11 protein-coding genes and 1 tRNA gene are annotated in these 11,587 nt (G+C 71.5%); 4 read left to right on the top strand and 8 right to left on the bottom strand.

Annotation, left to right across the window (positions count from 1 at the left end; genetic code table 11):
• Window positions 1-67 precede the first annotated feature (67 nt).
• Together JOD64_RS18775 and JOD64_RS18770 are read right to left on the bottom strand one after the other, a co-directional pair.
• Complete coding sequence (locus JOD64_RS18775; protein ID WP_204943406.1) at window positions 68-1,438, bottom strand: cystathionine beta-synthase; 1,371 nt, start codon at window positions 1,436-1,438, stop codon at window positions 68-70.
• A 72-nt stretch (window positions 1,439-1,510) separates the two neighbouring features.
• Window positions 1,511-1,867 carry a YkvA family protein gene (locus tag JOD64_RS18770; RefSeq protein WP_204943405.1) on the bottom strand — a complete coding sequence of 119 codons (357 nt, stop codon included), beginning with the start codon at window positions 1,865-1,867 and terminating at the stop codon, window positions 1,511-1,513.
• A 150-nt stretch (window positions 1,868-2,017) separates the two neighbouring features.
• On the opposite strand from JOD64_RS18770, the gene JOD64_RS18765 reads away from it, so the two are divergent.
• The 3 genes from JOD64_RS18765 to JOD64_RS18755 all read left to right on the top strand — a co-directional run bounded on the left by JOD64_RS18765 (window position 2,018) and on the right by JOD64_RS18755 (window position 5,219).
• Window positions 2,018-3,070 carry an SGNH/GDSL hydrolase family protein gene (locus tag JOD64_RS18765; RefSeq protein ID WP_204943404.1) on the top strand — a complete coding sequence of 351 codons (1,053 nt, stop codon included), beginning with the start codon at window positions 2,018-2,020 and terminating at the stop codon, window positions 3,068-3,070.
• Complete coding sequence (locus tag JOD64_RS18760; protein ID WP_204943403.1) at window positions 3,067-3,879, top strand: SGNH/GDSL hydrolase family protein; 813 nt, start codon at window positions 3,067-3,069, stop codon at window positions 3,877-3,879. The genes JOD64_RS18765 and JOD64_RS18760 overlap by 4 nt, the downstream gene beginning before the upstream one ends.
• A 77-nt stretch (window positions 3,880-3,956) precedes the next feature.
• The gene (locus JOD64_RS18755; protein ID WP_204943402.1) at window positions 3,957-5,219 is read left to right on the top strand and encodes an acetyl-CoA C-acetyltransferase; all 1,263 of its coding nucleotides are present in this window, start codon (window positions 3,957-3,959) and stop codon (window positions 5,217-5,219) included.
• Window positions 5,220-5,231: 12 nt separating this feature from the next.
• Here JOD64_RS18755 and JOD64_RS18750 read toward each other — a convergent pair whose 3' ends face one another.
• The 4 genes from JOD64_RS18750 to JOD64_RS18735 all read right to left on the bottom strand — a co-directional run bounded on the left by JOD64_RS18750 (window position 5,232) and on the right by JOD64_RS18735 (window position 7,497).
• On the bottom strand, window positions 5,232-5,552 hold the full coding sequence (locus tag JOD64_RS18750) for a hypothetical protein (RefSeq protein WP_204943401.1): 321 nt from the start codon (window positions 5,550-5,552) through the stop codon (window positions 5,232-5,234).
• A 46-nt stretch (window positions 5,553-5,598) separates the two neighbouring features.
• On the bottom strand, window positions 5,599-6,357 hold the full coding sequence (locus JOD64_RS18745) for a Bax inhibitor-1/YccA family protein (RefSeq protein WP_204943400.1): 759 nt from the start codon (window positions 6,355-6,357) through the stop codon (window positions 5,599-5,601).
• 136 nt (window positions 6,358-6,493) lie between these two features.
• Window positions 6,494-7,309 (bottom strand): Bax inhibitor-1/YccA family protein, encoded by an 816-nt coding sequence (locus tag JOD64_RS18740; RefSeq protein ID WP_204943399.1) that lies wholly within the window; start codon window positions 7,307-7,309, stop codon window positions 6,494-6,496.
• A 104-nt stretch (window positions 7,310-7,413) separates the two neighbouring features.
• A tRNA-Leu gene (locus JOD64_RS18735) sits at window positions 7,414-7,497 on the bottom strand.
• 100 nt (window positions 7,498-7,597) lie between these two features.
• On the opposite strand from JOD64_RS18735, the gene JOD64_RS18730 reads away from it, so the two are divergent.
• Complete coding sequence (locus tag JOD64_RS18730; RefSeq protein ID WP_204943398.1) at window positions 7,598-9,457, top strand: DUF6311 domain-containing protein; 1,860 nt, start codon at window positions 7,598-7,600, stop codon at window positions 9,455-9,457.
• A 120-nt stretch (window positions 9,458-9,577) separates the two neighbouring features.
• Here JOD64_RS18730 and JOD64_RS18725 read toward each other — a convergent pair whose 3' ends face one another.
• Together JOD64_RS18725 and JOD64_RS18720 are read right to left on the bottom strand one after the other, a co-directional pair.
• Complete coding sequence (locus JOD64_RS18725; protein WP_204943397.1) at window positions 9,578-10,909, bottom strand: NAD(P)/FAD-dependent oxidoreductase; 1,332 nt, start codon at window positions 10,907-10,909, stop codon at window positions 9,578-9,580.
• A 102-nt stretch (window positions 10,910-11,011) separates the two neighbouring features.
• Window positions 11,012-11,572, bottom strand: a complete 561-nt coding sequence (locus JOD64_RS18720) for a hypothetical protein (protein WP_372434247.1) — start codon at window positions 11,570-11,572, stop codon at window positions 11,012-11,014.
• Window positions 11,573-11,587: the final 15 nt, after the last annotated feature.

The following is an 11,587-nucleotide window of genomic DNA, read 5'->3' as shown; positions in this document are numbered from 1 at the left end:
TGACCGACGGTCACCCCCCGGCCGCCGGGCGCGCCGACGGCCCCAGACAGGGTCAGGACGTACTCGTCTAGTGGGCGCCCAGGTGGGCCAGGAGGTCTTGGCGGGTCAGAACTCCCTTGGGCTTGCCGTCGACCAGGACCAGGGCCGCGTCGGACTTCTCCAGCAGGCCCACCGCCTCGCTCACCGGCTGGCCGCCACCGATCATCGGCAGCGGGTCGCCCATGTGCCGCTCGATCGTGTCGTGCAGGTGCGCCTGGCCGGTGAACAACGCGTCGAGCAGGTCCCGCTCGGCGATCGAGCCGGCCACCTCGCCGGTCACCACGGGCGGCTCGGCCTTGAGCACGGGCAGCTGCGAGACGCCGTACTCGCGCATGTAGTCGATCGCGTCACGGACCGTCTCGGTGGGGTGCACGTGCACCAGCTCGGGCAACCCGCCCGGCTTGCTGGCCAGCGCGTCGGCCACCGTCGGCTCCGCGCCGGAGTTGTCGAGGAAGCCGTACCGGGCCATCCACGAGTCGTTGAAGATCTTGGAGAGGTAGCCTCGGCCGCCGTCCGGCAGCAGCACCACCACCACGTCGTCGGGACCGGCCTTGCGGGCGACCTCCAGCGCGGCGACCACCGCCATTCCGCACGAGCCACCGACCAGCAGCCCCTCCTCGCGGGCCAGCCGCCGGGTCATCTCGAAGGACGCCTTGTCGGAGACCTCGACGATCTCGTCAGCCACGCCCTGGTCGTACGTCTCGGGCCAGAAGTCCTCGCCGACGCCCTCCACGAGGTACGGCCGGCCGGTGCCGCCGGAGTAGACCGAGCCCTCCGGGTCGGCGCCGATGACCCGCACCCGACCCTCGGAGGCCTCCTTGACGTACCGGCCGATGCCGGAGATGGTGCCGCCGGTGCCGACGCCCGCCACGAAGTGGGTCAGCCCGCCCTCGGTCTGCTTCCACAGCTCCGGGCCGGTGGTCTCGTAGTGCGAGCGGGGGTTCGCCGGGTTGCTGTACTGGTTGGGCTTCCAGGCGCCGGGGATCTCCCGGGTCAGCCGGTCGGACACGTTGTAGTACGAGCGCGGGTCCTCCGGGGCGACCGCCGTCGGGCAGACCACCACCTCGGCGCCGTACGCCCGGAGCACGTCCTGCTTGTCCTGGCTGACCTTGTCGGGGCAGACGAAGACGCACTTGTAGCCCTTGAGCTGGGCCACCAGGGCCAGCCCGACACCGGTGTTGCCGCTGGTCGGCTCGACGATGGTGCCGCCGGGCTTGAGCAGGCCGGCGGCCTCGGCGTCCTCCACCATCCGCAGCGCGATCCGGTCCTTCACCGAGCCGCCCGGGTTGAGGTACTCCACCTTGGCGAGCACGGTGGCCTGGATGCCCTCGGTGACGTTACGTAGGCGTACCAGCGGGGTGTTGCCGATCATGTCGACGACGTTGTCGTAGTACTGCACGGTGTGCCCTTCGTTGCGGCGCCGGCGATGGCGGCCGGGCAGACGTTTCCTCGTCGCCCAGCGTACGTGTCGTCAGGGCACCAGCCGCCCGGGGATGACAGAGCTGCGGCGGGCCTCCCACTCCAGGAAGCGATCGGTTTCGGCGAGCACGCTGCCGGCCAACCACGTGATCATGACCGCGTCGTCGGCCAATCCGAAGATGGCCAGCGGAATCTCCGGTAGCAGGTCGATCGGCGAGACGATGTACGCCGTCGCCGCGGTCATCAGGGCCAGCCGAAGGCCGCCGTCGTACTCCCCTCTGGTGGTGGCCCGGATCATCCGGGGCAACGCGGCCAACCGGGTGCCCAGCGACGGCCCCCCGCGTGCCCCGGCTGCCAGTGCCCGCGCCAGGGCCGTGAACGCCGCGCTGCGCTTCAGTGTCTTCCCCATCGTCGCGCTCCTCTCCGCCGGATCAGCGTGGCGGGTCGACGCAAGCCGGTCGGCCTCTTCTGCACAGATACCCCGTCGCGTCGGTTTCCAGGCACCCGTGTGCCGTCACGACGACAGCGGCGTGTCGGACCGGCGCGATAATGTCGCGGTATGGGGGTGGCTGATTCCGTCGTACCCGGTGGTGAGCGCTGGCGGCAGGCCCGGCGGTTCGCTCGGCTGGCGGCGATCGGGACGGGCGCCACCGCGGCGGCCGCGGTGGCGACCGGCGGGGTGCTGCTCGGCCAGGCCCGGCAGGCCCGACGCACCATCCCGATGGCCGAGGCGCCGCCGCCGCGCTGCGACGGGATCTACGGCGCGAAGTTCCCCGGCCCAACACTCACCATGGTCGTGCTCGGCGACTCGTCGGCTGCCGGCTACGGCGTGCACCGCCGTCGGGAGACACCCGGCGCGCTGCTCGCCACCGGCCTGTCCCGTCGACTGCACCGGCCGGTGCAGGTGCACCGCTTCGCGGTGGTGGGTGCCATCTCCGCGGCGCTCCGCCACCAGGTGGAGGCGGCGTTGGAGTGCCGACCCGACATCGCGGTGATCCTCATCGGCGGCAACGACATCACCAACCGCACCCCACGCGGGTTGGCGGTGCGCTACCTGGTCGAGGCGGTGCACAGCCTGCGCGACGCCGGCTGCGAGGTGGTCGTCGGTACCTGCCCCGACCTGGGCGCGATCCGCCCGATCCAGCCGCCTCTGCGCTGGCTGGCCCACCGGTGGAGCCGGCAGCTCGCCGCAGCCCAGACGGTCGCGGTGGTCGAGGCGGGCGGTTGGACGGTCTCCCTCGGTGATCTGCTCGGCCCGCGGTTCGCGGCCGAGCCGACCCGCATGTTCGCCTGGGATCGGTTCCACCCCTCCGCCGAGGGTTACGCGATGGCCGCCGCCGCACTTCTGCCGACGATGCTGTCCGTGCTCGGCGCAGGGCAGGAACGACGGGCCACACCGACGCGGGGCGAGGGCGTACGGTCGCTGGCGGAGGCCGCGCAGGAGGCGGCCCGGCACGGCGGCACGGAGGTGAGCGGCGCCCAGGTCCGGGGCCACGACCGAGGGCCGGCCGGCCGGTGGGCGCAGTTGCGCCGCCGGGCGTTCTTCGGTGTCGGCGCGGTGCCGCAGCACGGGTCCGCCCCGGACGCCTCGACAGTGGAGGGACTGGCATGAACGAGCGCAGCGAGCGGGGCGTGACCGCCGGCCTCGCCGGCCGAATGGGTCGGGCGGCGGCAATCTCGCTGCTGGCCGGCACTGTGGGAGGCGCCGCCGTCCTGGCCGGTGAGGCGTTCGTCGCCCGGCACCGCCGCTACGCCCAACCGGAGTTGGGGCTGGCCTTACGGGCCACGATCGGCCGATCGGGTGCACCGCCGCTGCGACTGGTGCTGCTCGGCGACTCGTCGGCACTGGGGGTGGGTGTCGACCGTCTCGAGGACACCATCGGCGGACAGTTGGCCAACCTGCTCGCCGAGGGCCCGACCGGCCGGCGCGTGCACCTGTCCAGCGTCGGCGTCTCCGGGTCCCGCTCGACGGACCTGGCCACCCAGGTGGCCCGGGCCCTGCTTGGTGAACGGCCGGACGTGGCGCTGATCCTGATCGGCGCGAACGACGCGACCGGGCTGCGCCGGCCCTCCGACGCTTCGGCCTATCTGGGCGCGGCGGTGCACCGGCTGCGCGAGGCACGGGTCGAGGTGGTGGTGGGCACCTGCCCCGATCTCGGCGCGGTTCGAGCCATCGCGCCTCCGCTCCGCCAGGTGGTCGGCTGGTCCGGGCGTCGGATGGCCCGTGCACAGACCACCGCTGTGCTGGATGCGGGCGGGTCGGTGGTCGACCTGGCCACCGAGACCGGGCCGGTGTTCCGAGCCGACGCGGGCACGCTCTGCCACGACGGCTTCCACCCCTCCGCGGACGGCTACCGGGTGTGGGCGCACGCGCTGCTGCCGGCCATCGCTGCGGCGGCGACGGTCGCGACCCGACGCTAGATCGCCCCGGCCAGGGTGACATTTCCCGCCGCGCCGGCTTCTTCCGCGCCATGTTACTGGCGGGTTAACGTTGGTCCATGCCGATTGAGTCGTCCCGCGACGCCGTCATCGTCGCCACCGCCCGCTCCCCCATCGGCCGGGCGCACAAGGGTTCCCTGCGCGACGTCCGCTCCGATGACCTCGCCGCGACCATCGTCCAGGCCGCCCTGGACAAGATCCCCCAGCTCGACCCGACCACGATCGACGACCTCTACCTCGGGTGCGGTCTGCCCGGCGGCGAGCAGGGCTTCAACATGGCCCGGGTGGTCACCACCCTCCTCGGTCTGGACACTGTGCCCGGCGCCACGCTGACCCGCTACTGCGCCTCGTCGTTGCAGACCACGCGGATGGCGATGCACGCGATCCGGGCCGGCGAGGGCGACGTGTTCGTCTCCGCCGGTGTGGAGATGGTGTCCCGCTACGCCCGGGGCAGCTCCGACGGGCTGCCACCCGAGGCGCAGGCCCTGGTCGGCGGCGGCTGGGAAAATCCGCGGTTCGGGGCGGCCGGCGAGCGCTCGAAGCGCCGCGCGCAGGGCGGCGCCGAGACGTGGACCGACCCGCGCGAGGCCGGTGAGCTGCCCGACATCTACCTGACCATGGGGCAGACCGCGGAAAACCTGGCCCAGGTGTACGACGTGACCCGCGCCGACATGGACGAATTCGGCGTACGCAGTCAGAACCTCGCGGAGAAGGCCATCGCCGACGGCTTCTGGGCCCGGGAGATCACCCCGGTCACCACGCCGAACGGCACCGTGGTGAGCACCGACGACGGTCCCCGCGCCGGCGTCAGCCTCGACGCGGTCGCCGGCCTGAAGCCGGTGTTCCGCCCGGACGGCCGGATCACCGCAGGCAACTGCTGCCCGCTCAACGACGGCGCGGCGGCAGTGGTGGTGATGAGCGCCCAGCGGGCCGAGCAACTCGGTCTCACCCCGCTGGCCCGGATCGTCTCCACCGGTGTGACCGCCCTGTCGCCGGAGATCATGGGTCTCGGGCCGGTCGAGGCGTCCCGGCAGGCGCTGCGCCGGGCCGGCATGACCATCGACGACGTCGACCTCGTCGAGATCAACGAGGCGTTCGCCGCACAGGTCATCCCCTCCTACCGCGAGTTGGGCATCCCGGAGGAGAAGCTGAACGTGATGGGCGGCGCGATCGCGGTCGGTCACCCGTTCGGCATGACCGGCGCCCGGATCACCGGCACCCTGCTCAACGCCCTCGAATGGCACGACAAGACCATCGGTCTGGAGACCATGTGCGTGGGCGGTGGCCAGGGCATGGCCATGGTGCTCGAACGGCTCAGCTGAGCCGGGTCGGCGTCAGAGCGCGCTGCGGGTCGCCGTCACCTCGGCGGCGGCCCGCGCCAGCGTCTCGCCCCCCGGGTCGGCGGCCACCAGGTCTGCCGCCACCACCCGCAACTGGTCGGGCAACGCCAGGTCGTTGTCGAGCCGGGGCACCACCCGCCGGGGCTCACCCTCGGCGTCAGCGGCCAGGTTGGCGATCTCCTGCACCAACCGGTGCACCAGGTCCGCACGGGACACGTTGCCGGTGGTCGCCACCGCTGCCCACCGCGGCGGCTGCCAGTGCCCGACCTGACGGACCAGCAACTGCACGGCCTGATCCAACTCCGCTGCGCTCATCGCCGCCGAGTCTACGGCCGGCACCGACCACGCCACGGCGGGCCGGTCAACGGCGGAGGTAGCTGAGCAGCCGCAGGATCTGCCAGTAGAGGAAGACCAACCCGGTGAGCAGGCCGAACGCGCTCAACCACGCGTACCGGCGGGGTCGACCGTCGCGCACCGAACGCTCGACGAGGTCGAAGTCGAGGATGAAGCTGAACGCCCCGGCGATGATGGCCACCACCGAGAAGGCGTACGGCAGCCAACCGACCTCCCCACTGACGCTGTAGACCGCCAGGCCCGGTCGCCCGGAGATCAGGTACGACACCAGGTTGACCACGCTGAGCACGGCGATGCCGAGCAACGTGCCGATCACCAGGCGAGCCAGCCGGGGCGTCGCCCGGATCACCCGGGCCCGGTAGAGCGCCGCCATGCCGAGGAAGACGCCGAAGGTGCCGGCCACCGCCTGCACCACGATGCCCGGGTAGACCTGCTCGAAGGTGCGGCTCGCCACCCCCAGCAGCAGGCCCTGGAGCACGGCGTAGCCGACGATAGGCACCGGGTTGGTGATCCCCCGCAACGAGATGACCAGAACCAGCGCGATGGAGGCGAGCGCGCTACCGGCCAGCGCGGCGCCGAGCCACGCCGCGTCGGGGATCACCGCCCAGGACACCACCGCGGCCGCGCCAGTGACCAGCAGCAACCCGACGGTACGGATCACCACGTCGTCGACCGTCATCGGCTCGACGTCGCGGGCGCCGAGCACCCGGGCCTCCACCCGGCCGGTCTCGTCCAGCCGGTTGAGCACCGGGTTGTTACTGCGCACCGCTGCCTCCTTCGCCCGCGTACCCCTCGCAGTCACTCTGCCCCGGGCGGCCCGGCGGCGGCGGGAAAACGGCGCTGACGACGGCGCCCGCCCCCGCCAGAGCGGGAACGGGCGCCGGTCGGCAGTGCGGACGAGGTCAGTCGTCGCCCTGGAAGTAGCTCAGCAGGCGCAGGATCTCGATGTAGAGCCAGACCAGGCTGACCATGATGCCGAACGCGGCCGTCCAGGAGTAGCGCTGCGGCAGGCCCATCCGGACGCCGTCCTCGATCTCCTTGAAGCTGAGCACGAAGCTCAGCGACGCGACCACGATGCAGACCAGGCTGAAGCCGATCGCCAGCGGACTGCCGTCGCGCAGTCCGGTGTTGACGCCGAAGATGGCCAGCACAAAGTTGATCAGCATGACCGCGAAGAGGCCGGCCATCACCGCGATCATGCCCTTGACGAAGACCGGGGTGGCCCGGATGACCTTCGCCCGGTAGAGCATCGTCATCAGGAAGAAGATGCCGAAGCTGGCCACGGCTGCCTGGAGCACAATGCCGTCGTAGGCCGACTCGAAGGCCTTGCTGATCATGCCGACCAGCACGCCCTCGACGACCGCGTACGCGATGACCAGCGCCGGGTTGGCCATCCGGGAGAACGAGATGATCATGCCGAGCACCAGGGTGACCACCAGCGCGCCGATCCAGGCGGTGCCGACGAGCCCGTCGGGCACGAGCACCCAGGCCGCCGCGGCGGTGATGCCGAGAATGCCGAGCAGAGCGACGGTCTTGACGACGACGTCGTCGACAGTCATCGGCGCCACGGTCGGCGGCGCGGCCGGGTAACCGGCCTGGGACGGGTACTGCTGGGGAATGCCGGGCTGTCCGTACGGCCCGGCCGGGGCGTACCCGGCGGAGCGCTCCCGCTCGGCCGCCTGGCCGAGCCGGGCGAGCACCGGGTTCGAGGTCTTCACTGTCTGGCCTCCCTCAGGGGGTCGTTTGCACGTGAACGTGCCCTCCAAGAGTAAACGGCGCAGCCAAGTCCTGGTGATCACGAATGAGAATGTGTCGAGGTGACTGGTGCCCGGGGCGGGGATCGAACCCGCACGCCTTTCGGCAGCCGCTTTTAAGGCGGCCGTGTCTGCCGTTCCACCACCCGGGCGGGTGGCACCCGCGCGCCGACACGCAGGGTGCAGTGTCACCGTAGCCGGTTAGCGGCGACCCGACGTACCCAGCAGGGCTGGCCACATAGGGTCGATGCCGTGAGCAGCGCAGCCCCCACGGCCCCCGACGCCGCCCCTGAGCAGGCCTTCCGCCTCGCCGGTCGGGTCAAGGGCCGACCTCGGGCCGCCCGTCTGCTGGCCGCCGTCAGCCGACACCGGCCAGATCTGCTTGTCGCTCTGATCTGCGTGGTGCTGGCCGGCTGGCTCACCCACGGACTGTGGCCCGACCCGACCGGCCGCATCCTGGCACTCAACCCGGAGGACCAGACCCTCTACGAGTGGTTCCTGGCGGTCGACGCCCGCGCGCTGCTCGGCGACTTCAACCTGCTCACCGACCGACTCAACGCGCCCGATGGCGTCAACCTGATGGCCAACACGTCGGTGATCGCGCTCGGCATCGTCTTCGCGCCGGTCACCCTGCTGCTGGGCGCGCCGGTCACCTTCGCGCTGTTGGCCGCCGCCAACCTCGCCGGCACCGCCCTCGCCTGGTACCTGCTGTTCCATCGCACGCTGCGCGCCCGCCCGTTCGCCGCCGCGCTCGGCGGGGGATTGTGCGGGTTCGGCCCCGGCATGGTCTCGCAGACCAACAGCCACCTGCACATGACCGCCCAGTGGCTGGTGCCGGTGATCGTCTGGCTGGTGGTCCGCCTGCTGCGAGCGGCCGACCCGGGGCCCGCGGTACCCGACGAGACCGGTCGCACCCGGCCCGCCGGGCCGGATCGCCGACGGATGTTCACCTCGGCGGCGGGGTTGGCCGCCGCCATCACCGCGCAGGTCTTCATCGGCGAGGAGGTGCTCTTCCTCGCCGCCGTCACGCTGCTGGCGATGGCGATCAGCTATGCCGTGGTGGACCGGGACCTGGCCCGACGGGCACTGCCTGGCTTCGCCCGCGGGCTGGCGATCGCCGCCGGGCTCGCCCTGCTGGTGCTCGGCTACCCGCTCTGGTTCCAGTTCGCCGGGCCGCAGGGGGTTGCCGACGGGGTGTTCACCCCGGCCTACTTCTCCGCCGACCTGAGCAGTTGGTGGGCGGTCTCCCCGCTGTCGGTGGCCGGCAGCGCCGAATCCGCCCGACTGACCACCGGTCCGGCCGAATACAACACCTTCCTCGGCTGGCCCCTGCTGCTGGTAGCCGTGGCCTGCGCGATCTGGGTCGGGCGACGCCGACTGGTCTTCGCCTGCGTCGTGGCGGGCCTGGTGATGGGTGCGCTGTCGCTCGGCCCCGAGGTGGTGCTCGGCGGCACCAGGACGGCGCTACCCGGCCCGTACGCCCTGATCGGCGGGCTACCGATGGTGGACGGCGCGTTGCCGATGCGGTTCGCGCTGGCATTGCTGCCGATCATCGCGACGCTGCTGGTGCTGGCGGTCGACCGGGCGCTGCGCAGCACCGGTCGGGTGCGGCGGCTGATGCCACTGGCCGTCGGAGCGGCACTGCTGCCGATCTTCCCGACGCCCCTGCCGACCGCCGAACGGCCGGCCGTGCCGGAATTCATCAGCGACGGCCACTGGCGGGAGTGCGTACGCCCCGGCGGGGTGCTGGTGCCGGTGCCGCTGCCCACGCCCAAGGAGCCCTGGCCGATGCGCTGGCCGACCGCCGCCAACGCCGCTTTCGGTGTACCCGAGGGGTTCTTCATCGGCCCCTACGGGCGGGGCGGTACCGCAGCGTTGGGCACCTTCAAGCAGCCGACCTCCGCTCTGCTGGCGGACGTCGCCCGGCGCGGTGACCAGCCGGCCATCGGCGACGAGCAGCGCCGTCAGGCCGCCCGGGACGTGGACTTCTGGGGTGCCTCCTGCGTGGCGCTAACCGACGACGCCCCACACGCCGAAGCCCTCCGAGCCACCCTGGAGCGGCTCTACGGCCCCGCGACCCGGCTGGCCGACGCCTGGACCTGGCGGGTCTGACGCCGCCGCCCCCACCCCGCCGATCTTGCACTTACTGCCCGGACAAGACGTACTGACAGCCACATAACGGCGTCCGGAAGTGCAAGATCGGCGGAGCAGGGGCGAGCGGTCCTGCTTGGGTCAGACGCGCGGCGCGCCTACCGGCTGGGACGCCTCGACGAACTCCTCACGCGGGTCGTGCAGCTGACCCAGGGCGACCACCTCACGCTTGAGGAAGAACGCCAACGACCAGTCCACCAACACGCGGACCTTGCGGTTGAACGACGGAATCCGGCTCATGTGGTATGTCCGGTGCATGACCCAGGCCGGCCAGCCGGTCATCTTGATCCCGTACACCTGGGCGACGCCCTTGTGCAGACCGAGGCTCGCGACGCTGCCGACGTGCTTGTGCTTGTAGTCGACCGGCTCACGGCCCCGGATCACGGCCGCGATGTTGTCGGCCATCCGGGCGGCCTGGCGCACCGCATGCTGCGCGCTCGGCGAGCAGAAGTTGCCCGGCTCCTTCGTCAGGTCCGGCACGGCGGCGCAGTCGCCGGCGCTCCACGCGCCCTCGACCACCCGGTCACCGTCCACCACCTGAAGAGTGGGCAGGCAGGTGACCCGCCGACGGTCGTCGCGCGGGAAGTCGGTCGAGTCCAACATCGGGGACGGCTTCACGCCGGCCGTCCACACGATCGTGTCGGACCGGAAGCTGTCACCGTCGGAGAGCTTGACCACCCCGTCGACACAGGACTCGAGCCGGGTGTCCAGCCGAATGTCCATGTTGCGCTTCAGCAACTGCTGCACGGTGTAGGCGCCCATGTCCCGGTCGACCTCGGGCAGCACCCGCTGGGTGGCCTCGACCAGCACCCACCGAACCTCGTCCTGCTTCAGCTCGGGGTAGTAACGCAGGGCGTCACGAGCCATGTCCTCCATCTCGGCGAGCGCCTCGATGCCGGCGTACCCACCGCCGACGAAGGTGAAGGTCAGCGCCGAACGGCGGACGTCCTCATCCGGCGTGGCCGCTGCCACGTCGAGACGGTCCAGCACATGGTTGCGCAGGTAGATCGCTTCGCCGATGGTCTTGAACCCGATCCCCTGCTCGTGCAGACCGGGGATCGGCAGGGTGCGGGAGACCGAACCCGGGGCGACGATCACGTGGTCGTACGTGATCTCCCGGGCCGGGCCGCTGATCGGCTGTACGGTGGCCACCTTGCGGTCGTGCTCGATCCGCGTGACCGTGCCGGCCACCATCTTGCACCGCCGCAACTCCCGCCGCAGCGGCACCACAGAGTGCCGCGGGGAGATGTTGCCCGCCGCCGCCTCAGGCAGGAACGGCTGATAGGTCATGTGTGGCTGGGGATCCACCACCATGACCTCAGCCTCACGGGAGCTGAGCTTCTTCGACAGGCGCAGCGCGGCGTACAGACCGACGTGCCCGGCACCAACCACAAGGATCCGCTTCGGATTCACGTTGTCTATCTTTCCCCGGCCGGCTCAGGTAATCCCGCTCGCGGCCCCCATCTGTGACGGAGCACAACCCCTGTGAGCTGCGTAACTCTCATTTCACGGGAGTCACCGGCGCCGCAGGAGCCAACCCAGCAACGCGGCTGTCCCCACGGCCACCAAGAGCCCCAGCACTGTCACCCACTGATATCCGGCTCCCCCGCCGATGTCTGCGGCCTGCAACAACAGGACCCCCAGCACTGCGGTGCCCAGCACGACGGCTGCCGACCGCAGCAACCAACGGGTGATCAACTCGGGGTCCACCACCGCGTCGTAGGGCAGCAGCGCCGCCAGCGCGCAGAGGGTGTGCGCCAGGTAGAGCAGGGCGGCGATGGCGAGCAGCCGCCAGAGGGCGACCGGGCGGCCGTACCCGTCGGTGGCGAGCAGCCAGCCGCCGACCGTGACCAACGCCGTGAAGGTCGCCCAGACCCGGCGCGGGCCGAACGCGGGAAACAGTGCGGCAACCGCCAGGAACAGGATCGGCCGCCCGGGAAGCACCTCGGCGGGAAAAGCCAGGACGAACCCGGCAAAGACGGTGACGAAGATCCCGGCCCGAACCAACAGCGGGGCAACGCTGATCCGAGCGACAGCGTGCTGGGCCGCCCGGACCCGCCCAGTGACAGCGTCGATCATCTGCGCCCACCC

Origin of the sequence: Micromonospora luteifusca, from assembly GCF_016907275.1 — a bacterium.
Classification (GTDB): domain Bacteria; phylum Actinomycetota; class Actinomycetes; order Mycobacteriales; family Micromonosporaceae; genus Micromonospora; species Micromonospora luteifusca.
The sequence above is the reverse complement of the archived record's forward strand: the minus strand, read 5'-3'. Positions and strand labels throughout refer to the sequence as shown.